This is a genomic window from Streptomyces sp. NPDC091377, from assembly GCF_044757045.1.
Lineage (GTDB): Bacteria > Actinomycetota > Actinomycetes > Streptomycetales > Streptomycetaceae > Streptomyces.
Window position 1 is genome coordinate 245335 of record NZ_JBIVUE010000011.1, and the last position, 22080, is coordinate 267414.

Sequence of the window (22080 nt, forward strand, 5' to 3'; positions counted from 1 at the left end):
CGGCGAGGGACTCACGCCACCAGGCGCAGCGGCTCCTCCACCGCGGTGACCAGTGCCTGCATCCACAGGGCGGCGGGCGCCCCGTCGATCGCGCGATGGTCGACGGACAGGGTGAGCGTCATCCGGGTGGCGATCTCGACCGCCCCGTCGGTCACGACCGGCTCGGGGCGTCCCGCGCCGACGGCGAGGATCGCCGAGTGCGGCGGGTTGATGATCGCCGCGAACTCCTCGACCCCGTACATCCCTAGGTTGGTGACGGTGATCGAGCCGCCTTCGAGGTCGCGCTGGCGCAGGCTGCCCTCGTCGGCCTGCCGGACGTACGTCCGCACCTCACGGGCGATGGCGCTGGGGGACATCCGCTCGACGCCGGTCAGGACGGGGGTCACCAGGCCGCGCTCGGAGGCGACGGCCACCGCCACGTCCACCGACTCGAACCGCCGCATGCCGTCCTCGGTCCAGACGACATTGGCGTCCGGCACCTCCCGGTGGGCGACGGCGACGGCCGCGATCATCAGGTCGTTGACCGAGATCTTCTGCGGCGCCACGGAGTTGAGCTGCCGCCGCAGGGCGAGGAGGGCGTCGATCCGGGCGGTGCGCTTCAGGTAGAAGTGCGGGATCTGCTGCTTGCTCGCGGTGAGCCGGCTCGCGATCGCCCGGCGCAGCCGGGAGTGCGGGACGACCTGGTGGTCGGCGGCGGGTCGGGAGGGGGCGGGGGCGGTCTGCTCGGCGGGGACGGCCGGTGCACCGGCTCCCGTCGGCCCCCCGGTCGGGGCCACCGCACCGGCCCCGGCCGACGCGCCCGCCGCGGTACCCGCCCCCGCCCCGGCTTCTGCCACCGCCCGCTCGACGTCCCGCCGCACGATCCTGCCGTTCGGCCCGGTCCCCCGGACCCGCTCCACGGGGAGACCTGCCTCCCGCAGCAGCCGGCGGGCGAGCGGGCTGATGAACACGCGGGTGCGTTCGGAGGCATCGACGACGGGTGGCGCGACCGGCGGCGCGACCGGCGGCGCGATCAGGGGATCGACCGGCGGTGCGGTGGGTGGTGCGACCCCGGGTTCGACCGGCGCTGCGGCCGGGGGACCGACCGGCGCTGCGGCCGCGGGTGCGACCGGCGATGAGGCCGCGGGTGCGACCGGCGATGAGGCCGCGGGTGCGACCGCGGGTTCGACCGGTGCTGCGGCCGGGGGTGCGGCCGACGGGCTGTCGGGGCCTGCCGCCCCCGCGGCGACCCCCAGTTCGGTCAGCAGCCGGTCGAGGTCGGTGGTGCTCTCCGCCAGGGAGCCGACGACGGCCATCGGGGCGCCGACCGCGACGGTGGTGCCGTTCGGCACGAGGGCGCGCAGGATCACCGCGTCCGACTCGGCGGCCACCTCCACCAGCGCCTTGTCGGTCTCCAGGACCACGATCGGATCCCCCGTCCGGTACGGGGCGTGCTCCTTGACCAGCCATTCGGACAGGACGGCTTCCGTCGCTCCGGCGGCGACTTCGGGCACCCGAAGCAGCGTTGCCATGGTCTTCTCCTACCTGGGTCTGAGGGTCTGGGGCCGGGGCTCAGCGCGCGGCGCTGTCGTGGTCCGCGGCGATGTCGCGCAGAGCGGCGACGACCTCCTCGGTACGGGCGATCGCCGCCCGCTCCAGGACCTTGCTGATGTTGGGCGACGCCTCGCCGCCGGTGACCCGCTCGACCGGCGCGTCCAGCCAGTCGAAGAGACGGCGCTGGATCTCGTCCGCCAGCCAGTCGCCGTACGACGTCCCGCGCGCGCCCTCCTCCACGATCAGCACCCGGCCGGTCTTGCGCACGCTCGTCCCGATCGTCTCCCAGTCGAGGGAGGCTCGGTCGAGCCAGCGCAGGTCGATGAGGTCGGCCCGCAGCCGCGGCACCTGGTCGAGGGCCTCGGCGCAGCGGCCGACCATCGCGAGATACGAGATCACCGTGAGGTCGTCGCCCTCGCGGCGCAGGGCCGCCCGGCCCACCGGGATGCGGTAGTCGAGGTCGTCGACGGGGGCGGTGCCGGTGGTGCCGTAGAGGTCCACGTGCTCCAGGACGACCACCGGGTCGTCGCAGGCCAGCGCGGTGTTCATCAGGCCGACGTAGTCGAACGGGGTGGACGGGGCGACCACCCGCAGTCCGGCGGCGGTGGTGAGGATGCCGGCCGGGTCCATGGTGTGCTGCGAGCCGTAGCCGGAGCCCGCGGCGAGTTTGGTGCGCAGCACGAACGGCATCGCCTCGGTGCCGCCGAACATGTGCCGGGTCTTGGCGATCTGGTTGAAGAGCTGGTCGGCGGCGACCCACATGAAGTCGGCGTACATGAACTCCACGATCGGGCGGAACCGGCCGTCCATCGCCATGCCCCCGCCGAGCCCGGTGAAGGCGTTCTCGCTGATCGGGGTGCCCAGCACCCGCTCCGGGAAGTGTTCGAGCGCCGCCTTCGTGGCGCCGTTGGTGCCGCCGCGCAGCCGGTTGACGTCCTCGCCGAGCACGACGACCCGCTCGTCGGTCTCCATACGGCGGCCGATCACCTCGCTGACCAGGTCGATGAACCGCCGCTCGGCGAGCCGGCCGGAGAAGGTCCCGGCCTCCTCGTAGCGGCTGTCCGCCAGCTCGCTCAGGTCGCCGCGCACCCCGTGGTCCACGGTCGCGGGGTCGGGCCAGGCCGAGGCCCGGATGCGGCGCACCCCGGGCTTGCCCGCGGGGTCCGGTTCGAAGACGGTGTCGCCGATCTCGCGGAGCACGGCCGCCACCTTCTTGCCCGCGGCCGTCACCTCCCGCGCGGTCGCCAGCTTGCGGCGTACGACATGGCCGCGCAGCAGGTCCAGCGGGTCGCGGTCGCGCCACGCCCGCTCCTCGGCCTTGTCCCGGTAGCCGAACGCGCTGCCCGGGTAGGGGCCGTTCTGGTGGAAGTAGCGGTACACCTCGGCCTCGATGACGGTCGGGCCGTGCCCGGCGCGCATATGGGCGAGCGCCTCGGTGGTGGCGAGCTGGACGGCGAGCGGGTCCATGCCGTCCACCCGCCAGCTCGGGATGCCGAAGCCGGGGCCCCGGCCGGACAGCCGCGCCTCGGCGGTGGCCTCGGAGACGGGGGTGGAGACGGCGTAGAGGTTGTTCTCGATGAAGAAGCAGACGGGCAGCTTCCAGGCCGCCGCCAGGTTGAAGGTCTCCAGGACCGAGCCGATGTTGACGGCGCCGTCGCCGAAGTAGGTGACGGTGACCGCGTCGGTCCCAGCGCGCAGCTGGTTGAAGGCGAACCCGGCGGCCTGCGGGACCCCGCCGCCGACGATGGCGTTGGTGCCCATCGCCCCGGCCTCGCGCCACTGGAGGTGCACCGAGCCGCCCCGGCCCTGGCAGAAGCCGTCGGTCAGCCCGCAGATCTCGGCGAGGGTGCGGCGCAGCACCGTGCGGACGTCGTCGGTCACCTCGGGCAGCCGGTCCGTCTTCTCCGGCAGGACATGGGTGAACGCCTTGGCGAGGAACTGGTGGTGGCCGCGGTGCGATCCGTTGACGAAGTCGTCGCTGCGCAGCGGCAGCACCGAGCCGACGGCCCCGCCCTCCTGGCCGATGCTGGAGTGCACCGGGCCGTGGATCAGGCCCTGACCGGCGAGTTCGAGCGCGTACTCCTCGAAGGCCCGGATCCACAGGCCCTGCCCGAGCATCCCCAGCAGCAGCGACGGGTCGGCGGCGTCCCAGTCCTCGGCTGAGGTGCGCAGCTCCACCCAGGGCGAGCTGGGGGACAACGGATCACGGCTGGGCATGGGCGCTCCCTGAGGGTGACGGGGCCGACTGGAGGGTGAGACAGCGGGTGGATTGGATCCATTTGCAGTGACCGGGCCCGCTCCCGGTGGGCGTATGACCTAGACTATGCGCCTCGGAAGGTACGATCGCAAGACTGAATGGATCCAATCAAGGGTCCGGCTGTGAGATCGGGCTGGGAGATCGGAGAGAGCATGGCGATACCGGGACTGACTCGTCTCGACCACATCGGGCTGACCGTGCCGGACCTCGAAGAGGCGCACGCGTTCTTCGTCGACGTGCTCGGCTGCACGTACATGTACGCCCTCGGGCCCTACCAGGACGACGGCTCCTGGATGAGCGAGCATCTGAACGTGGACGACCGGGCCGTGATGCGCCGGCTGCACTTCTACCGGCTCGGCGGGCAGGCCGTCTTCGAGGTCTTCGCCTACGAGGCCCCGGACCAGCGCGCCGACCTCCCGCGCAACAGCGACATCGGCGGCCACCATGTGGCGCTCTACGTCGAGGACCTGGACGCGGCGGTCGACTGGCTGCGCCGGCGCGGGCTGCGGGTCCTCGGGGAGCCCACCACCAGCCGGGGCGCCAGCGAGGGACAGCGCTGGGTCTACTTCCTGTCGCCCTGGGGCATGCAGTGCGAGCTGGTTTCCTATCCTGGCGGCAAGGCCCACGACCACGATCCGACGGCCTTCGCCTGAGCAGCGGCCCGGGCGCCAGCACGAGCGCGGCGGGAACGCGCGGGCCGACGGGAGTGAGTCAGGTGTCCGAGGGCAACGGCACGCTACGCGCTGGAGTGGCCAGCCAGCGGATCGCCGACCAACTGCGGGAGCGCATCCTGTCGGGCCGGCTGGCCCCGGGCACCCGGATCATCCAGGACGAACTGGCCGACGAGCTGAACACCAGCCGCCTCCCGGTCCGGGAGGCGCTGCGCATCCTCCAGTCCAAGGGGCTGGTCACCCTGCGCGCCAACCAGGGCGCCTGGGTGACCCGGATGGACATGCGCGAGTGCGAGCTGAGCTACAAGATGCGCGAACGCCTCGAACCGCTCCTGCTCGCCGAGTCCGCCGCCCGGCTCACGGACGCGGACATCGCCGCCCTGGCCGAGGTGCAGGACCGGATCGAGCGGACCCGGGACGTGGAGGAGTTCCTGGTGCTCGACCGGGAGCTGCACTGGGCGACGTACCGGCACCACCGGGCGGACGAACTCGCCGGGGTCGTCGCCCGGCTGTGGGACACCACCCAGCACTACCGCCGCGCCTTCACCCGGCTGACCCTCGACCAGGGGGCCTGGATCATCAACGCCGAGCACCGGCTGCTCATCGAGGCGCTGCGTGACCGCGACCCGCGCTCGGCGGAACGCGTCCTGGAACTGCACATCCGCCGCACCCGGGTGGAGCTGGCCCAGCACCCGGAGGTGTTCCGGACGACGACGGACCCGGCGTGAACCGGGCCCGCGGGCGTCCCCTGCGCGTCACCCCGCGGGCGTCATCCCCTCCGTCATCCCCTCCGCGTCACCCCCCTGCGGGTCCCCCCTCCGTGTGACCCCCCTGCGCGTCACCCCCTCCGCGTGACCCCCTGCGCCCCGTTCCCTCCAGGGGGACGCTCCCGTGCGGTCAGTGGTCGTGCGGGGCCTCCTCGTCCGCCGGGGCGTTCCGCGTCGGCTCCCCGGCCGGGCGCTCGCCCGCGGTCACCGTGAACGCGGCCGTGCGGACCTCGCCACCGACCTTGAAGTCCAGGAACAGCCGGTAGTCACCGGCGCTGGGCGCGGCGGCCGTGAAGGCGACCTCCGGGCTGCCGGAGACCGCGGTGCCGGTGGCCTCCTCGTGCGGGTGGACGTGCAGGTAGGCGAGGTCGCCGGAGCGCAGCGCGACCAGGTGGCCGTACGCGCCCAGGTAGGGCTCCAGATCGGTGACCGGCCTGCCGTCCCGGGTGACGGTGAAGGCCAGCTCGCTCTCTTCGCCCGCCTTCAGCGCGCCGCTCAGCTCCACCTCGTACCCGTCCACGCTCGCCGTCGCCTGTACCGGGGGCAGGGCGGTGGGCTCGTACGGACCGGAGACCGCGAGGTCCGCGCCGAGGGTGAGGCCCTCCTTCTCGGCGGCCGGGCGGAAGTCCGCGAAGACGCGGTAGCCGCCGGGCTCGGGCAGGGTCGCCCGCGTGCTCCAGGTGCCGTCCGCCGCGCGCTCCGGGTGGAGGTGGCGGAAGGTGGTGAGGTCGCGTGAGGCGACGATCAGGTGCAGTTCCTTCTCGTGCTCGCGCGCGAACTCGGTCACCGGCCGGCCGTTCCCGTCACGGATCGTGAGCCGCAGCTCACTCGCCCGGTCCGCGGCGACCCGCTGGGTGCCGAGGTCGAGCGTGTAGCCGTCCTGGGAGATCTGGAGGCCGCCGGGAGTGGTGTTGTCCCCCGTCGTCTGTCCCGTGCCACCGGCGCCACCCGCGTCTTCGGCGTCCTCGGCGTTTTCGGGCGTGTCTCCGTGGCCCGCGTCCGCGTGCGCGGCCGGCTCCGGGTCGGTGTCGACCGGGGTGACCGCGTTGCCGACCCCGTACGCCGCGGCGAAGCAGGCCGCGAGGGCCGCGCCGAAGGTGCCGATCTTCTGGAGGGCGTTCATCTCGGACTCCTGGGGTCGTTTCCGTGAGCGGTGCGATCGTGCGACGCTGCTTGCCTTCTATACCCATGGGGGGTATACATGGAAGCAGCTTATACCCCCTAGGGGTATAAAGTGAAGAGGAAGGCCCCAGGAGGAGCGATGAGGAGTGAAGTCGCCGTGAGTCCCACCACCGCACCGGACGCCGCCGATGTCGAGCTGGCGATAGGCGGGATGACGTGCGCCTCCTGCGCGGCGCGCATCGAGAAGAAGCTCAACCGCATGGAAGGCGTCACCGCGACCGTCAACTATGCCACCGAGAAGGCCAAGGTCAGCTACGCGGACGGCATCGCCGTCGCCGACCTGATCGCCACCGTCGAGGCCACCGGCTACACCGCCCGCGAGCCCGAGCCGCCGCGTGCCGCCGGGGCCGCGGGAGCCGCCGGGGACGGCGCCGCCGAGGGGCCGGACGAGCTGACCCCGCTGCGGCAGCGGCTGATCACCGCCGTCCTGCTCTCCGTGCCGGTGATCGCCATGGCGATGATCCCGGCGCTCCAGTTCGAGTACTGGCAGTGGCTGTCCCTGACCCTCGCCGCGCCCGTCGTGGTCTACGGCGCCTGGCCCTTCCACAAGGCCGCCTGGACCAACGCCCGGCACGGCGCCGCCACCATGGACACCCTGATCTCCGTCGGCACGTCGGCGGCGTTCGTCTGGTCCCTGTGGGCGCTCTTCTTCGGCACCGCGGGCACCCCGGGGATGACCCACCCCTTCGAGCTGACCATCGCCCGCAGCGACGGCTCGGCCAACATCTATCTGGAGGCCGCGGCCGGAGTCACCGCCTTCATCCTGGCCGGGCGCTACTTCGAGGCCCGCTCCAAGCGCAAGGCGGGCGCCGCCCTGCGCGCCCTGATGGAGCTGGGCGCCAAGGACGTGACCGTGCTGCGCGACGGCCAGGAGGTCCGGATCCCGGTCTCCGAGCTGGCGGTCGGCGACCGGTTCGTGGTGCGGCCCGGCGAGAAGATCGCCACCGACGGCACCGTGATCGAGGGCACCTCGGCCGTGGACGCCTCCATGCTGACCGGCGAGTCCGTGCCGGTCGAGGTCGCCCCCGGCGACGGGGTCACCGGCGCCACCGTCAACGCGGGCGGCCGGCTCGTGGTCGAGGCCACCCGGATCGGCTCCGACACCCAGCTCGCCCGGATGGCCAAGCTGGTCGAGGACGCGCAGAACGGCAAGGCCGCCGCCCAGCGCCTCGCCGACCGGATCTCGGCCGTGTTCGTGCCGATCGTGATCGCCCTGTCCCTCGCCACCCTCGGATTCTGGCTCGGCAACGGCGCCGGAGCCGCCGCGGCGTTCACCGCCGCCGTCGCCGTCCTGATCATCGCCTGCCCCTGCGCCCTGGGTCTGGCCACCCCGACCGCCCTCATGGTCGGCACCGGCCGCGGCGCCCAGCTCGGCATCCTGATCAAGGGCCCCGAGGTGCTGGAGTCCACCCGCAAGGTCGATACCGTCGTCCTGGACAAGACCGGCACCGTCACCACCGGCCGGATGACCCTGCTCGGTGTGCACACCGCCGAGGGCACCGACGAGCGGGACGTCCTGCGGCTCGCGGGCGCCCTGGAGCACGCCTCCGAGCACCCCATCGCCCAGGCCGTCGCCACCGGCGCCGCCGAGCGCACCGGCCCCCTCCCGGTCCCGGAGGACTTCGCCAACGTCCCCGGCCTCGGGGTGCAGGGCGTGGTCGACGGCCACGCCGTCCTGGTCGGCCGGGAGAAGCTGCTCGCCGAGTGGGCCATGGAACTGCCGGCCGCGCTCCAGCAGGCCAAGCGGGCGGCCGAGGCGGCGGGCCGTACCGCCGTCGCGGTCGCCTGGGACGGCGAGGCAAGGGCTGTCCTGGAGGTCGCCGACGCGGTCAAGGACACCAGCGCCGAGGCCATCACCCGGCTCCGCGCCCTGGGCCTGCGCCCGGTGCTGCTGACCGGGGACAACAAGGCGGTCGCCGAGTCGGTCGCCCGGGAGGTGGGCATCGACGAGGTGATCGCCGAGGTGATGCCCGAGGACAAGGTCGACGTCGTCAAGCGCCTCCAGGCCGAGGGCCGTTCGGTCGCCATGGTCGGGGACGGCGTCAACGACGCGGCGGCCCTCGCCCAGGCGGACCTGGGCCTGGCGATGGGCACGGGCACGGACGCCGCCATCGAGGCCGGTGACCTGACCCTGGTCCGCGGTGACCTGCGGGCCGCCGCCGACGCCATCCGACTGGCCCGCAAGACCCTCGGCACCATCCGCACCAACCTGTTCTGGGCCTTCGCCTACAACGTGGCGGCCCTCCCGCTCGCCGCGGCGGGCCTGCTCAACCCGATGCTCGCCGGAGCGGCCATGGCCTTCTCCTCGGTCTTCGTGGTCGGCAACTCCCTGCGGCTGAGGGGGTTCAAGGCGACGACCTGAGCGGATGGCGGACCGCGGGCCCGGGCACGGGGGCGGTGGGGGGCGGTGCGAGCGGCGAGTCCGCGACCACCGCCCCCACCGCCGTTCCAGGCCCTGCCGGCCGGATGGCGAACCCCCGTTTTTGAACACGTTCAACTCCAGGCGTACGCTGCCGGCATGAGCGACAGAGCCGCCCTGCTCAAGGGCATCCGCGCGTGGCTTGTGTTCTTCGTCGTCTGCCTGGTGCTCAGCGGCGCCACGGCCTTCCCCCTGGTCCATGAGGTGCGCTGGGCCGACGATCTGCTGAGTCACCTGTCGGCCGGTGACCACCTGCCCGGCCTCACCGAGTGGATCGAACGCGTACGGCAGGGCCTCGACACCGCCGACGCCGAGTACCCCTTCCTCCTCTACGGCACCGACTGGCTGGCCTTCGCCCATCTCGTCATCGCGGTCGCCTTCTACGGCCCCTACCGCGACCCCGTCCGCAACATCTGGGTGATCGAGTTCGGGATGATCGCCTGCGTCGGCATCGTCCCGCTCGCCCTGATCTGCGGCCCGATCCGCGGCATACCCCTGTGGTGGTCGGTGATCGACATGGCCTTCGGGGTCCTCGGGGTCATCCCGCTGTACGTCGTCCGCCGGAAGATCAAGCGCTTGGAGGCGCTGGGGGCGGAGGGGCCGGAAGCCACGGATAAGCCCGAAGCCACGGATAGGCCCCAAGCCACGGATAGGCCCCAAGCCACGGATAAGCCCGAAGCCACGGAGGGGCCGGAAGGTCAGGGCCGCAGTGCCGGGAACCCGAAGCGCTGGACCACGGACCCGCCGACCTCCTTGGCGTCCGTCGACGTGACCGAGTAGACGACGGTCCGGGCGAGATCCTCGGTCGCGGCGACGCCCGTCGCGTACCCGGGCCGGGAGCCGGACTTGCCCCAGAACTCCACGCCACCGACGGTCACCCGCTCGAAGCCCATCCCGAAACGGGCGTCCCCCGCCTCGACCTCCGGCACGGTGAGCATCTCCTCAAGCAGCGGCGCGGGCAGCAGCCGTCCGCCGAGCAGCCCCTTCAGCAGCCGTTCCAGATCGGCGGTGGTCGAGATCAGATCGCCCGCCGCGAAGCGGTCGGACATGTTCCACTCGGTGACATCGGTCAGCCGCCCGTCGATCACGTCGTACCCCCGGTTGTGCGGGCCCCGCACGCGCGGGTCCGCCCCGGAGGGGAAGGAGCTGTGCCGCATGCCGAGCGGCCGGAAGACCCGCTTCTCGGCCTGCCCCGCGTACGAGTCTCCGGTCACCTCCTCGATCAGCAGCCCCAGCACGGTGTAGTGGATGTTGCCGTACCGCTGCACCGTGCCGGGCCCGGCCTCCGGCCCCGCCGCCACCGACGCCGCCACCACCTCGCGCGGGGTCACCGTCTCGAACCGGTGCGGATAACTCGCGTCGACCGTCCCACCGGGCTGCGCGGCCCCCGGCTTCAGACCGCTGGTGTAGTTCAGCAACTGCCGTACGGTGATGGGCTCGAACGCGTCGGTGAGCAGTCCCGGCAGATACTCCTGGACCGTGCCGTCCAGACGGATCCGGCCCTCGGCGACCAGCCGCAGCACCACCGCCGCCGTCACCACCTTGGTCACCGAACCGGCCCGGAACCGCCCGTTCTCCAGCGCGGGCGCCTGACTTCCGACGTCCCGCACCCCGCCCGCCCCGCTCCAGGAGCACCTCCCGCCCACCCGGACGGTCCCGGAGGTGGCCTCCGTGTCCGGCAGCGCGGCCAACTCCCCGGTGAGCGCCGCGATGTCGGGCCCCCGGTCGGAGACGGCGGGGCAGGCCGCGGGGGTGCGCCCCGACCCGGCGAGGGCCGGAGCGGCGAGGGGCCCCGCCGCGAGCGTGAGGGCGAGGGCCGCCGCGGTGGCGGCGAGGACGGACGGACGACGGGACATCTGCTGCTCCTGGAAGCGCGCCGGACAGGACGAACTCATCCTGTGTCCGTACGGCACCTCACCGGATCATCGCCGAGGAGGGCCCCCACCCTTGAACTCCCCTGACCAACAGCCCTGCCGGACACGGGTGTTGTGGGGAGATACCCCTAGGGGACCCGTCCGCCCGTCCGCCCGCCCGTCCGTCGGCCCGGTCACTCGTCGGCCCGGTCACTCGATGACCCGGTCACCCGGTCGGCGTCGGTCGGCGCCGGTCGGTGTCGGCCGCACCTCCGTGATCCGGCCCGGGCGGCCGGAAAACGGGTTGCGAGCGGCCGGGTGATCGGCTTGGGTCCGTGCTCGTGACCGCTCTGAACGATCTCGTACGCCCGGACCGCTACCCACGCTCCTCCCGCTACGACCCCGCCTGGCTGCTCGACCTCGACATGGGGCCGCACCCGCTGTGGCTGCTGGAGGACCTCGCCGACGACCTCGACCTGCGCCCGGGCATGCGGGTTCTCGACCTCGGCTCGGGCCGGGGCGCCACCTCGGTGTTCCTGGCCCGCGAGTACGGCGTCGACGTCGTCGCGGCCGACCTGTGGATCGCCCCCGAACAGGCGGCGGCCGTCTTCGCCGAGGCGGGGGTGGGCGACCGGGTGGAGGCCGTACGGGCGGAGGCGCACGCCCTGCCGTTCGAGGAGCGGGACTTCGACGCGATCGTCAGCGTGGACGCCTTCGAGTACTTCGGCACGGCGGACAGCTACCTGCCCTATCTGCTGCGGTTCCTGCGTCCCGGCGGGCAGTTGGGCATGGCGACCCCCGCCCTGACCCGGGAGGTCCGGGAGCTGGGGGCGATCCCGCCGCACATCAAGGAAGTGGTGGGCTGGGAAGCGATCGCCTGGCACACCGCGCAGTGGTGGCGCTTCCAGTGGGAGATCACCGAACTGGTGCAGGTCACCTCCGCGCGGCTGCAACCGGATGCCTGGAAGGACTGGCTGCTGTGGGCCCGGGCGGGCGCTGCGCAGCACCCGGACGGCCCCCGGATCCACCAGCCCGTCATCGACATGCTCACCACGGACGGCGGGGAGTTCCTCTCCTTCGCCCTGGTGACCGCGCGCAAGAACTGAGCGCCTACTACCCCGCCGCCCGCGCCGTGCGCAGGGCGCACAGGGCATCGACGCGGTTGGTGGTGATCGAGTCCACGCCCATCCCGATCAGCCGGCGCATCGAGCGGCGGGTGTCCGGGGTCCACGCGGAGACGAGCAGGCCGTCGCGGTGCACCCGGGTGACGAGGTCGTGGTCGACCAGGGTGAAGCGGAAGTTGAGCCAGCGCGGCCTGATCGCGGCCAGCAGACCGGCCCGCGGCGGGGCCAGCGTCCCACGGGTCAGCGCGATCTCGGCGGACGGGTCGGCGGCGCGCACCGCGAGCATCGCCGCCGCGTCGGCGGTGTAGTAGGCCCGCTCCTGGGCGCCGCACTCCCGCACGACGTCCACGATCCGCCGGGCCGCCCGCTCCCCGGCGAGGCCGGGCAGGTCGATCATCACCCGGGCCCCCTCGGTCGCCGCGAGCGCCTGAGCGAGGGTCGGCACCCCGCCCGCGGTCAGGCCCCGCACCTCCTCGGCGGAGAGTGCGTCCAGCGGCCGGTCCTGCTCCCACAACCGCTTCAGCGTCCGGTCGTGCAGCAGCACGGGGACACCGTCACGGGTGAGCCGTACGTCGATCTCGACCGCGTCCGCGCCCAGGGCGAGCGCGGAACGCAGGGAGTCGAGGGTGTTCTCACGGAAGCGGTAGGGGTCGCCGCGATGGGCCACGGCGGTCACGTTCTGCATGAGCCCATTGTGGAGGGCGGCCGGGACGCGAGCCACGCCCCGGACGGCTCAGGGCGCGAGCCAGGCCGTCGTGTAGGCGTCGATCTCGTCGTTGATCCGGGCTTTGCCCGCCGGGTCGAGGAAGGACGCCTCCACGGCGTTCTTCGCCAGGTCGGCGATACCGCGCTCGTCCAGGTCGAGCAGGCGCGCGGCGACGGCGTACTCGGTGTTGAGGTCGGTACCGAACATGGGCGGGTCGTCGGAGTTGACGGTGACCAGCACCCCGGCGCGGACGAACTCCTTGATGGGGTGCGCGTCCAGGGTGGGCACCGCGCGTGTGGCGATGTTGGAGGTCGGGCACACCTCCAGCGCGATCCGCCGCTCGGCCAGGTGCGCGAGCAGCTTCTCGTCCTGCGCGGAACTGGTGCCGTGACCGATGCGCTCGGCGCGCAGATGGGTCAGCGCGTCCCACACCGTCCCCGGCCCGGTCGTCTCACCCGCGTGCGGGACCGAGTGCAGTCCGGCGGCGACGGCCCGGTCGAAGTACGGCTTGAACTGCGGCCGGGGCACCCCGATCTCGGGCCCGCCGAGCCCGAAGGAGACCAGGCCCTCCGGGCGCAGCCGGTCGTCCGTGGCGAGCCGGGTGGTCTCCTCGGCCGCTTCCAGTCCGGCCTCGCCCGGGATGTCGAAGCACCAGCGCAGCACGGTCCCGAACTCGGCCTCCGCCGCCTTGCGGGCGTCCTCGACGGCGTCCATGAACGCCCGCTCGTCGATTCCGCGCCGGGTGGAGGAGAACGGCGTGATGGTCAGCTCGGCGTACCGCACCTGCTGCCGGGACAGCTCCCTGGCCACCTCGAAGGTGAGCAGCCGGACGTCCTCCGGGGTGCGGATCAGATCCACGACGGACAGATACACCTCGATGAAGTGCGCGAAGTCCGTGAAGGTGAAGTAGTCCGCCAGCGCCTCGGGATCGGTGGGCACCTTGGAGTCGGGATGCCGGGCGGCCAGTTCGGAGACGATCCGGGGGGAGGCGGAGCCGACGTGGTGCACGTGCAGTTCGGCCTTGGGCAGTCCGGCGATGAACGCGTGCGGATCACGCGGAACGCTTCCGCCGGACGCGGGAATGTACTCGGTCAAGGGGGCCTCCCCGGACAGGGCGCCGCCACCCTCGGACGGGGTGCGGCGCGGGCGATCGGCTGATCATGTGGCAGGGACATCGTAGGACGCCCCCCGACGGAAACACCGTCCGGTGGCCTTGCGCGGGTGCGGCGGGTGCGGCGGGTGCGGCGGGTGCGGCGGGTGCCGCGGGTGCCGCGGGTGCCGTGGGCCCCGGGCCGCCCCGCCCACGCCCCACGCGCCGCCGTGCCGTACCCCCACCGCCCCCACCGAAGCCCCCGCTTCTTCACACCCCCGACACCACCCCCGGGGAACCGTCCACCCCACCCGTACCGTCGTTCCCCGCGGGGCGGCCCCGTAGCGGTACCGGGCGGCGGCGCCTGTGTACCCAAGGCTTAGCATGGCCGGGACGATCGACCCAGGGGGGCGCCATATGACGGATCCGACGCAGCCGGAGAAGGCCGACGGGAGCGGTTACGACCCCTGGGCGCCGCCGGAGAGCCGGCCGTCCATGGACAGCGCCCCGCCCAGCGGCGGTCCGCCGCCGCCCTCCGTGCACGACCAGGCCACCGTCACCTCCATGCCGTCCACCGGCGGCTTCCCGCCCCCGGGTGCCCCGTACGGCACCCCGCCCGGCGGGCCGTCGCCGTACGACACCGGATCGGCCCACGGCCCGGGCCCCGTGCCCCCGCCGCCCGTCGCGCCCACCGGCCCCGCGGGCCCCTCCGGCGGCTACGGCTACCCCGGCTACGCGCAGTCCTACGGCGTCGGCTACCCCGGTGCCGCGATGGCCGCCCCGCAGAACGGGATGGGCACCGCCGCGATGGTGCTCGGCATCCTCGCCTGCGCCCTGTTCTGTGTGTACGGCGTCGTCTCCGTGGTGCTGGGCATCCTCGCCATCATCTTCGGCATCAAGGGCCGCAAGCGCGCCGAGCAGGGTCTCGCCACCAACCACGGCCAGGCCCAGGCCGGTCTGATCACCGGCATCATCGGCCTGATCATCGGTATCGCGGTGGTCGTCCTGATCATCTTCGGGATCGCCTCCGCCATCAGTGACTTCAACGAGTACGACGAGCCGCCGTACTACGACGACCCGTACGCCGACTCCGCGTACAGCGCCCCGCTCGACCCGACGCACACCGGCTGATCGAACGCGCCTTCGGTCGGTCCGAACACCGTGGGGGCGGTCCTGGATTCCGGCCCCGCGCCGTCCGACGGGCCCACTACGATGCCTTGTCGGTCAACGAGGGGAGTTCACGTCATGTCCGGTGCCAACCCCGGTGAATTCGGACCACCACAGCCCGCCAAGCCACCGCAGCAGCCACCCGCGCAACCGCCGGTCCAGCCCGCGCAGCCGCCGCCCGTCACCTACGGTCAGCCGCCGCAGTCCGCTCCCGGTTACGGCTACCCGAGCCCCGCCTACCCGAGTCCCGCCTACCCGCCCGCGCAGCCGGTCGGTTACCCCATGACGCCCGGCTATGTCATGCCGATGCAGCCGAGCAACGGCATGGGCACCACCGGACTGGTGCTGGGCATCATCGGCGTGGTGTGCAGCGTGACCTTCTTCCTCTGGTTCCTGGGGGTCATCCTCGGCATCCTCGCGATCATCTTCGGCGCGATCGGACGCGGCAAGGCGAACCGGGGCGAGGCCACCAACAAGGGTGCCGCCACCGCCGGTCTGGTCTGCGGCATCGTCGCCACCGTGATCCTGCCGCTGCTGGGCTTCCTGGTCTTCGCGAGCTTCATGAGCGTGATCTGACCGGGCGCGTCCCCGTATCCACGTAAGGCGCACACGTGCGGGCCGGGCCTCCCGACGACCGGGGGCCCGGCCCACGTACGTGCGCCCGCCCCTACGTCTCTACGTCCCCACGACCCCACGCCCTTCCGCCCCTCCGACCGTCCGGTCGCCCCCCGGGCCGCGGGACCCTCCCGGCTACGACGCCCCAGCCCCAGACTGAGCCCCAGCCCCAGCCCCAGCCCCCGCCGCCGCGATCCGCTCCCGCGCCTCCATCAGCGCGAACCCCAGCAGGTTCAGCCCCCGCCACCGCCCGGGATCCTCCGCCGCCGGGTCGTCGGCCGTGAGGCCGATGCCCCAGACCCGGTCCACGGGACTGGCCTCCACCAGCACCCGCGCCCCCGTGCCCAGCAGGAACGCGCGCAGCCCGGGGTCCGAGGTGAACTTGTGGACGCTGCCCTCCACCACGATCCGGAACCGCTCCCGCTCCCACACGGCCTCGTCGAAGCCGCGCACCAGCCGCCCCGCCTTCTTGGCCTCAGCCGGATGCCCCGCCACCAGTGCCCGCCGCTCGGTCTCCGGGTCGTCGAAGAGGCGGGCCTTCTCGGCCATCATCCAGTGCTCGGCGGTCGCGTACTCCACCCCCGACACGGTGAACGGCGACGGCCACCACTGGCTGAGACAGGTCGCGCCGAGCCGGCCGTCCGCCCGCGGCCGATGCCCCCAGAAATGCAGATACCGGACGCGCTCGCCGGAGTGAACGTCCCTGATCAGGGCCTCCAAGGAGGCGATCCGCCCGATCTGCCCCGTGATCTTCTCCATGCACGCGAGTCTGGCACGCACCACGGACACTCCGTCCTGCGTTTTCTCGGCGTACTCGACATCTGGTCGACAGATTCCGTCGCGTAACCAAAAGGCAACAACGGAATCACTTGTTGGCCTCACGTCACTCTGTCAGGATCGGCACTCAAATCGAGCTGGAGCTACGCCACCCACCCCTCTGAGAGTCGGGGCGAAGGCGGAGGAGAGCGACATGCACAACCCGGGCAAGACCACCCCGGACCGATTCCCCGCCCAGGAGCGCTTCGCGGACGGCGCCCAGTACATCGCGGGGCGTCCCGCGAAGGGCACCTCGGGCCGTACGTTCGCGGTCGTGGACCCGGCCACGGGCGAGGAGGTCTACCGCTACGACCTGGCGGGTCCCGACGACGTGGACGCGGCCGTCGCCGCGGCCAAGGCGGCCTTCCCCGGCTGGTCGGGCGCCACCCCGGGCGAACGCTCGGAGGCGCTGCACCGCTTCGCCGCCGTCCTCGCCGACCGGGCCGAGGAATTCGCCCGCGCGGAGTCCCTCCAGTGCGGCAAGCCGCTGAAGCTGACGCGCGAGTTCGACGTGCCGGGCACGATCGACAACACCGCCTTCTTCGCGGGCGCCGCCCGGCACCTCCAGGGGCAGTCCGCCGGTGAGTACTCCGGCGACCACACCTCGTACGTCCGCCGCGAGCCGATCGGAGTGGTCGGCTCCATCGCGCCCTGGAACTACCCCCTCCAGATGGCCGCCTGGAAGATCCTCCCGGCGATCGCCGCGGGCAACACCGTCGTACTGAAGCCCGCCGAGCTGACCCCGCTGACCTCGCTGCTGTTCGCGCGGGCCGCGACGGACGCCGGGCTGCCGGACGGGGTCGTCAACATCGTCACCGGCACCGGCAAGGAGGCCGGGGAGCACCTGGTCGCCCACCCGGACGTCGCGATGACCTCGTTCACCGGCTCCACCGCCGTCGGCAAGCGGGTCGCCGAGATCGCCACCGCCACCGTCAAGCGGCTCCATCTGGAGCTGGGCGGCAAGGCGCCCTTCGTGGTCTTCGACGACGCCGACCTGGAGGCCGCCGCCCACGGCGCCGTCGCGGGCTCCCTGATCAACACCGGCCAGGACTGCACCGCCGCCACCCGCGCCTACGTCCAGCGCCCGCTGTACGAGGCGTTCGTCGCGCGCACCGCCGCACTCATGGAGTCGGTCCGGCTCGGTGACCCCTTCGCCGTCGGCACCGACCTCGGTCCGCTGATCTCGCACGCCCAGCGCGACCGGGTCGCCGGGTTCGTCGACCGGGCCCGCGGTTACGCACGGGTGGTGACCGGTGGCGAGATGCCCCTGGGCGAGCTGGCCCGCGGCGCGTACTATCGGCCCACGCTCGTCGCGGACGCGCCCCAGGACAGCGAGATCGTCCAGTCCGAACTCTTCGGGCCGGTCCTCGTGGTCCTGCCGTTCGACACCGACGACGAGGCGATCCGGCTCGCCAACGACACCCCGTACGGCCTCGCCGCCTCCGCCTGGAGCCGCGACGTCTACCGGGCGAACCGCGCCACCCGCGAGATCAAGGCGGGCTGTGTGTGGGTCAACGACCACATCCCGATCATCAGCGAGATGCCGCACGGCGGCTACAAGGCGTCCGGGTTCGGCAAGGACATGTCCGCGTACTCCTTCGAGGAGTACACCCAGATCAAGCACGTCATGTTCGACAACACCGCGGTGCCCGCGAAGGACTGGCACCGCACCGTCTTCGGGGACCGCTAACGCCCCTGGCCGCCGACCACGGCCGTCCGACCTCCCGAAAGGGCACACACGCGCATGGAGCAGTACGAGCCCGACCGCCTGTCACCGGCCCAGGTGGCCGCCATGCGGCGCAGCCTGCGGGGCGGACGGGCCGCCCTCAGCCGCCGGTCCCTGCTGCGCGCCTCCGCCGGGGGCGCGCTCGCCCTCGGCGGGGTCGGGGCGCTCGGCGCCTGCGGTATCCCCCCGGCGGCCAAGACGGCCGGGGTCTCGTCGGAGGACCACTCGGCCAAGGAGAAGAACGTCAACTTCTCCAACTGGACCGAGTACATGGACGTGGACGACAGCGGCAAGAACCGGCCCACGCTGGACGCCTTCCGCAAGCGGACGGGCATCTCCGTCAAGTACACCGAGGACGTCAACGACAACGTCGAGTTCTTCGGCAAGATCAAGCCGCAGCTCGCGGCCGGCCAGGACACCGGCCGCGACCTGATCTGTGTGACGGACTGGCTGGCGGGCCGGCTGATCCGCTTCGGCTGGGTGCAGAAGCTCGACCCGTCGAACCTGCCGCACGCCTACGCCAACCTCTCCGCCCAGTTCCGCAGCCCGGACTGGGACCCGGGGCGGGCGTACTCCTACCCCTGGCAGGGCATCTCCACCGTCATCGCCTACAACAAGAAGGCGCTCGACGGGGTCGAGGTGACCTCCCTGTCCGACCTGCTGGACAACCCCCGGCTCAAGGGCCGGGTGGGCCTGCTGTCGGAGATGCGCGACACCATGGGCCTGGCCCTGCTCGACCTGGGCAAGGAGCCCGGGAAGTTCACCGACGACGACTTCGACGCGGCCATCGCCCGCCTCCAGAAGGCCGTCGACAAGGGCCAGATCCGCCGCTTCACCGGCAACGACTACACCTCCGACCTCACCAAGGGCGACCTGGCCGCCTGTGTGGCCTGGGCCGGGGACGTCGTCCAGCTCAAGAAGGACAACCCGGACGTCGACTTCGTGATCCCCGACAGCGGCTACATGACGTCCTCGGACAACCTGCTGGTGCCGAACAAGGCCCGCCACAAGACCAACGCCGAGCGGCTCATCGACTACTACTACGAGCCCGGCCCGGCCGCACAGCTCGCCGCGTACATCAACTTCGTGTGCCCGGTGGACGGGGTGAAGGCCGAACTCGCCAAGATCGACGAGGACGCGGCGAACAACCCGCTGATCATTCCCGACAAGGACATGGCCGCCAAGTCCCGGGCCTTCCGTTCGCTCAGTTCGGACGAGGAGACGGCCTACGAAGAGAAGTTCTCGAAGCTCACAGGGGCGTGACGACGATGACCACGACCGACAGCGGCGGCGATGTCCGCCTCACCGGTATCAGCAAGACCTACGGCTCCTTCACCGCCGTGCACCCGCTCGACCTGACCGTCCCGCAGGGCTCCTTCTTCGCCCTGCTCGGCGCCTCCGGCTGCGGCAAGACCACCACCCTGCGGATGATCGCGGGCCTGGAGGAGCCGACCGGCGGCACCGTGCACCTCGGCGACCAGGACGTGACCCGGCTGCCGCCCTACAAGCGCCCGGTGAACACGGTCTTCCAGTCCTACGCCCTCTTCCCGCACCTCGACATCTTCGAGAACGTCGCCTTCGGACTGCGCAGGCGCGGCATCAAGAGCGTGAAGAAGCAGGTCGGGGAGATGCTCGACCTGGTCCAGCTCGCTGAGCAGGCCCGCAAGAAGCCGCACCAGCTCTCCGGCGGCCAGCAGCAGCGCGTGGCCGTCGCCCGCGCCCTGATCAACCACCCCAAGGTGCTGCTCCTGGACGAGCCGCTCGGCGCCCTGGACCTCAAGCTGCGCCGCCAGATGCAACTGGAGCTCAAGCGCATCCAGACCGAGGTCGGCATCACCTTCGTGCATGTCACGCACGACCAGGAGGAGGCCATGACCATGGCCGACACGGTCGCCGTGATGAACGCGGGCCGGGTCGAGCAGCTCGGCGCCCCCGCCGACCTCTACGAGAACCCGCGCACCACGTTCGTCGCCAACTTCCTCGGCACCTCCAACCTGATCGAGGCCGAGGTCGACGGCCGCTCCGGCGACGACATCGTGCTGAGCGCGGGCGGCGGCAAGCTCGCCCTGCCCGCCGCGCGATGTTCCGCCCCCGCCCCCACCGGCGGCAAGGTGCTGCTCGGGGTGCGCCCCGAGAAGATCTCCCTCACCCACGCCGACGACGCCGGGGAGATCCCGGCCGGCCGCAACCGGCTCACCGGGACGATCGCGGACGCCAGTTTCATCGGCGTCTCCACCCAGTACGTGATCGACAGCCCCGCCTGCCCCGCACTCGCCGTCTACGTCCAGAACGTCGACCGCGACGCCCGGCTGGTCCCCGGCGCCGACATCGTCCTGCACTGGAACCCGGCCCACACCTTCGGCCTGGACGCCTCCCAGGACATCGAAGCCGGGGTCGAGAAGGTCGAGGAAGAGGTCTGATGGCGACCACGCTCGCCGAGGCGCCCGCGCCCCCGGCGCCCGACACCCCGCGGCCGAAGCCACCGCGCCGACGGGGCCGCTGGACCCCCTACCTCCTGCTGCTGCCCGGACTGCTCTGGCTGGTCGTCTTCTTCGCCCTGCCGATGGTCTACCAGGCGTCCACCTCGGTGCAGACCGGCTCCCTGGAGGACGGCTACGAGGTCACCTGGCACTTCGCGACCTACTGGGACGCGGTGTCCGAGTACTGGCCGCAGTTCCTGCGCTCGGTGCTGTACGCCGGGTCCGCGACCGTCCTGTGCCTGCTGCTGGGCTATCCGCTCGCCTACCTCATCGCGTTCCGGGCGGGCCGCTGGCGGAACCTGGTCATGATCCTGGTGATCGCCCCGTTCTTCACCAGCTTCCTGATCCGCACCCTGGCCTGGAAGACCATCCTCGCCGACAGCGGACCCGTGGTCAGCGCGCTGAACTCGCTGCACATCCTGGATGTCACGAGCTGGCTCGGGATGACCGCGGGCGACCGGGTGCTCGCCACCCCGCTCGCGGTGATCTGCGGTCTGACGTACAACTTCCTGCCGTTCATGATCCTGCCGCTGTACACCTCGCTGGAGCGGATCGACGGCCGGCTGCACGAGGCCGCGGGCGATCTCTACGCCCGCCCCTTCACCACCTTCCGCAAGGTGACCTTCCCGCTGTCGATGCCCGGCGTGGTCTCCGGCACGCTGCTCACCTTCATCCCGGCCACCGGTGACTACGTCAACGCCGATCTGCTCGGCTCGACCGACACCCGGATGATCGGAAACGTCATCCAGACGCAGTTCCTGCGGATCCTGGATTATCCGACGGCCGCCGCGCTGTCGTTCGTCCTGATGTTCGCGATCCTGCTCATGGTGACGCTGTACATCCGCAAGTCCGGTACGGAGGATCTGGTCTGATGCCCTTCGTCAACTGGCTCAAGCGCCATTTCGTCGTCATCGCGGGCCTTTTCACCCTCGGCTATCTGCTGCTGCCGAATGTGATCGTCACCGTCTTCTCCTTCAACAAACCGAAGGGCCGCTTCAACTACGAGTGGCAGGAATTCTCCCTCGACGCCTGGAAGGACCCCTGCGGGGTCGCCGACCTGTGCGGCTCGCTCTCGCTCAGCCTCCAGATCGCCCTGTGGGCCACCCTCGGCGCCACCCTGCTCGGCGCGATGATCGCCTTCGCCCTGGTCCGCTACCGCTTCCGGGCGCGCGGCGCGGTGAACTCGCTGATCTTCCTGCCGATGGCGATGCCCGAGGTGGTCATGGCCGCCTCGCTGCTGACGCTCTTCCTCAACATGGGCATCCAGCTCGGGTTCTGGACCATCCTCATCGCCCACATCATGTTCTGCCTGAGCTTCGTCGTGACGGCGGTCAAGGCGCGGGTGATGTCGATGGACCCGCGGCTCGAACAGGCCGCCCAGGATCTGTACGCCGGTCCGTTCCAGACCTTCCTGCGGGTCACCCTGCCGATCGCGGCTCCCGGGATCGCCGCGGGCGCGCTGCTCGCGTTCGCGCTGTCCTTCGACGATTTCATCATCACCAATTTCAACGCGGGCTCGACCGTCACCTTCCCCATGTTCGTCTGGGGCTCGGCACAACGCGGAACGCCCGTTCAGATCAATGTCATCGGCACGTCCATGTTCCTGATCGCCGTACTGTTGGTCCTGTCCTCCATGGTCATCACCAACCGCAGAAAAAGGCAGAAGGCGTAATG

At 71.8% G+C, this 22080-nt stretch carries 17 protein-coding genes and 2 pseudogenes; 12 read left to right on the forward strand and 7 right to left on the reverse strand.

Translation table 11 applies throughout. The features are described from left to right. Positions 1 to 11: 11 nt before the first annotated feature. Both ACIQNG_RS24365 and ACIQNG_RS24370 read right to left on the reverse strand, forming a co-directional pair. A complete protein-coding gene (locus tag ACIQNG_RS24365) occupies positions 12 to 1511 on the reverse strand; it encodes a dihydrolipoamide acetyltransferase family protein (protein ID WP_401487729.1) in 1500 nt (499 codons plus the stop codon). A gap of 40 nt (positions 1512 to 1551) precedes the next feature. After that, positions 1552 to 3750 carry a thiamine pyrophosphate-dependent enzyme gene (locus tag ACIQNG_RS24370; RefSeq protein ID WP_401487731.1) on the reverse strand — a complete coding sequence of 733 codons (2199 nt, stop codon included), beginning with the start codon at positions 3748 to 3750 and terminating at the stop codon, positions 1552 to 1554. 192 nt (positions 3751 to 3942) lie between these two features. Between ACIQNG_RS24370 and ACIQNG_RS24375 the strand changes: the two genes are divergently transcribed. After that, entirely contained in the window at positions 3943 to 4443 is a 501-nt protein-coding gene (locus tag ACIQNG_RS24375) for a VOC family protein (protein WP_401432619.1), read from the forward strand. A 62-nt stretch (positions 4444 to 4505) separates the two neighbouring features. Next, positions 4506 to 5189 carry a GntR family transcriptional regulator gene (locus ACIQNG_RS24380; protein WP_401487733.1) on the forward strand — a complete coding sequence of 228 codons (684 nt, stop codon included), beginning with the start codon at positions 4506 to 4508 and terminating at the stop codon, positions 5187 to 5189. Between the two features lie 169 nt (positions 5190 to 5358). On the opposite strand, the gene ACIQNG_RS24385 is transcribed toward ACIQNG_RS24380, so the two are convergent. Beyond that, on the reverse strand, positions 5359 to 6351 hold the full coding sequence (locus ACIQNG_RS24385; RefSeq protein WP_401487734.1) for a hypothetical protein: 993 nt from the start codon (positions 6349 to 6351) through the stop codon (positions 5359 to 5361). A gap of 138 nt (positions 6352 to 6489) precedes the next feature. Here ACIQNG_RS24385 and ACIQNG_RS24390 point away from each other — a divergent pair, with 138 nt between their 5' ends. Both ACIQNG_RS24390 and ACIQNG_RS24395 read left to right on the forward strand, forming a co-directional pair. Next, entirely contained in the window at positions 6490 to 8772 is a 2283-nt protein-coding gene (locus tag ACIQNG_RS24390; RefSeq protein WP_401487736.1) for a heavy metal translocating P-type ATPase, read from the forward strand. A gap of 156 nt (positions 8773 to 8928) precedes the next feature. Continuing rightward, a pseudogene (locus ACIQNG_RS24395) lies at positions 8929 to 9432 on the forward strand (hypothetical protein); the annotation flags it as partial. Positions 9433 to 9527: 95 nt separating this feature from the next. Here the strand turns inward: ACIQNG_RS24395 and ACIQNG_RS24400 are convergent. Continuing rightward, entirely contained in the window at positions 9528 to 10685 is a 1158-nt protein-coding gene (locus ACIQNG_RS24400) for a serine hydrolase domain-containing protein (RefSeq protein WP_401487795.1), read from the reverse strand. A 338-nt stretch (positions 10686 to 11023) separates the two neighbouring features. Here ACIQNG_RS24400 and ACIQNG_RS24405 point away from each other — a divergent pair, with 338 nt between their 5' ends. Then, positions 11024 to 11788 carry an SAM-dependent methyltransferase gene (locus ACIQNG_RS24405; RefSeq protein ID WP_401487738.1) on the forward strand — a complete coding sequence of 255 codons (765 nt, stop codon included), beginning with the start codon at positions 11024 to 11026 and terminating at the stop codon, positions 11786 to 11788. Between the two features lie 7 nt (positions 11789 to 11795). On the opposite strand, the gene ACIQNG_RS24410 is transcribed toward ACIQNG_RS24405, so the two are convergent. Both ACIQNG_RS24410 and ACIQNG_RS24415 read right to left on the reverse strand, forming a co-directional pair. Continuing rightward, a complete protein-coding gene (locus ACIQNG_RS24410; RefSeq protein ID WP_401487740.1) occupies positions 11796 to 12491 on the reverse strand; it encodes a glycerophosphodiester phosphodiesterase in 696 nt (231 codons plus the stop codon). Positions 12492 to 12539: 48 nt separating this feature from the next. After that, a pseudogene (locus tag ACIQNG_RS24415) lies at positions 12540 to 13687 on the reverse strand (adenosine deaminase). Between the two features lie 332 nt (positions 13688 to 14019). Between ACIQNG_RS24415 and ACIQNG_RS24420 the strand changes: the two are divergent. Together ACIQNG_RS24420 and ACIQNG_RS24425 are read left to right on the forward strand one after the other, a co-directional pair. Next, positions 14020 to 14733, forward strand: coding sequence for a DUF4190 domain-containing protein (locus tag ACIQNG_RS24420; protein ID WP_401487742.1), 714 nt, complete (start codon positions 14020 to 14022; stop codon positions 14731 to 14733). 114 nt (positions 14734 to 14847) lie between these two features. Further along, the gene (locus ACIQNG_RS24425) at positions 14848 to 15345 is read left to right on the forward strand and encodes a DUF4190 domain-containing protein (RefSeq protein ID WP_401487744.1); all 498 of its coding nucleotides are present in this window, start codon (positions 14848 to 14850) and stop codon (positions 15343 to 15345) included. A gap of 174 nt (positions 15346 to 15519) precedes the next feature. Here ACIQNG_RS24425 and ACIQNG_RS24430 read toward each other — a convergent pair whose 3' ends face one another. Further along, entirely contained in the window at positions 15520 to 16143 is a 624-nt protein-coding gene (locus ACIQNG_RS24430; protein ID WP_401487746.1) for an NADAR family protein, read from the reverse strand. Positions 16144 to 16354: 211 nt separating this feature from the next. Here ACIQNG_RS24430 and ACIQNG_RS24435 point away from each other — a divergent pair, with 211 nt between their 5' ends. Genes ACIQNG_RS24435 through ACIQNG_RS24455 form a run of 5 tightly spaced genes read left to right on the forward strand, consistent with a single transcriptional unit; the run spans position 16355 to position 22078 of the window. Then, positions 16355 to 17890, forward strand: coding sequence for a gamma-aminobutyraldehyde dehydrogenase (locus ACIQNG_RS24435; protein WP_401432645.1), 1536 nt, complete (start codon positions 16355 to 16357; stop codon positions 17888 to 17890). Positions 17891 to 17944: 54 nt separating this feature from the next. After that, a complete protein-coding gene (locus ACIQNG_RS24440) occupies positions 17945 to 19189 on the forward strand; it encodes a PotD/PotF family extracellular solute-binding protein (RefSeq protein WP_401432648.1) in 1245 nt (414 codons plus the stop codon). Continuing rightward, positions 19186 to 20346, forward strand: coding sequence for an ABC transporter ATP-binding protein (locus tag ACIQNG_RS24445; RefSeq protein WP_401487749.1), 1161 nt, complete (start codon positions 19186 to 19188; stop codon positions 20344 to 20346). Before ACIQNG_RS24440 ends, ACIQNG_RS24445 begins: the two co-directional genes overlap by 4 nt. Further along, the gene (locus ACIQNG_RS24450; protein WP_401487751.1) at positions 20346 to 21278 is read left to right on the forward strand and encodes an ABC transporter permease; all 933 of its coding nucleotides are present in this window, start codon (positions 20346 to 20348) and stop codon (positions 21276 to 21278) included. The genes ACIQNG_RS24445 and ACIQNG_RS24450 overlap by 1 nt, the downstream gene beginning before the upstream one ends. Beyond that, positions 21278 to 22078 carry an ABC transporter permease gene (locus tag ACIQNG_RS24455; RefSeq protein ID WP_401432657.1) on the forward strand — a complete coding sequence of 267 codons (801 nt, stop codon included), beginning with the start codon at positions 21278 to 21280 and terminating at the stop codon, positions 22076 to 22078. Before ACIQNG_RS24450 ends, ACIQNG_RS24455 begins: the two co-directional genes overlap by 1 nt. The last annotated feature ends 2 nt before the right edge of the window (positions 22079 to 22080 follow it).

What these genes read in the sequence shown, in the direction of transcription:
- ACIQNG_RS24365 (WP_401487729.1), bottom strand. Translation starts at nt 1,511, where the DNA reads ATGGCAACGCTGCTTCGGGTGCCCGAAGTCGCCGCCGGAGCGACGGAA.
- ACIQNG_RS24370 (WP_401487731.1), bottom strand. Translation starts at nt 3,750, where the DNA reads ATGCCCAGCCGTGATCCGTTGTCCCCCAGCTCGCCCTGGGTGGAGCTG.
- ACIQNG_RS24375 (WP_401432619.1), top strand. Translation starts at nt 3,943, where the DNA reads ATGGCGATACCGGGACTGACTCGTCTCGACCACATCGGGCTGACCGTG.
- ACIQNG_RS24385 (WP_401487734.1), bottom strand. Translation starts at nt 6,351, where the DNA reads ATGAACGCCCTCCAGAAGATCGGCACCTTCGGCGCGGCCCTCGCGGCC.
- ACIQNG_RS24390 (WP_401487736.1), top strand. Translation starts at nt 6,490, where the DNA reads ATGAGGAGTGAAGTCGCCGTGAGTCCCACCACCGCACCGGACGCCGCC.
- ACIQNG_RS24400 (WP_401487795.1), bottom strand. Translation starts at nt 10,685, where the DNA reads ATGTCCCGTCGTCCGTCCGTCCTCGCCGCCACCGCGGCGGCCCTCGCC.
- ACIQNG_RS24410 (WP_401487740.1), bottom strand. Translation starts at nt 12,491, where the DNA reads ATGCAGAACGTGACCGCCGTGGCCCATCGCGGCGACCCCTACCGCTTC.
- ACIQNG_RS24420 (WP_401487742.1), top strand. Translation starts at nt 14,020, where the DNA reads ATGACGGATCCGACGCAGCCGGAGAAGGCCGACGGGAGCGGTTACGAC.
- ACIQNG_RS24425 (WP_401487744.1), top strand. Translation starts at nt 14,848, where the DNA reads ATGTCCGGTGCCAACCCCGGTGAATTCGGACCACCACAGCCCGCCAAG.
- ACIQNG_RS24430 (WP_401487746.1), bottom strand. Translation starts at nt 16,143, where the DNA reads ATGGAGAAGATCACGGGGCAGATCGGGCGGATCGCCTCCTTGGAGGCC.
- ACIQNG_RS24435 (WP_401432645.1), top strand. Translation starts at nt 16,355, where the DNA reads ATGCACAACCCGGGCAAGACCACCCCGGACCGATTCCCCGCCCAGGAG.
- ACIQNG_RS24440 (WP_401432648.1), top strand. Translation starts at nt 17,945, where the DNA reads ATGGAGCAGTACGAGCCCGACCGCCTGTCACCGGCCCAGGTGGCCGCC.
- ACIQNG_RS24450 (WP_401487751.1), top strand. Translation starts at nt 20,346, where the DNA reads ATGGCGACCACGCTCGCCGAGGCGCCCGCGCCCCCGGCGCCCGACACC.
- ACIQNG_RS24455 (WP_401432657.1), top strand. Translation starts at nt 21,278, where the DNA reads ATGCCCTTCGTCAACTGGCTCAAGCGCCATTTCGTCGTCATCGCGGGC.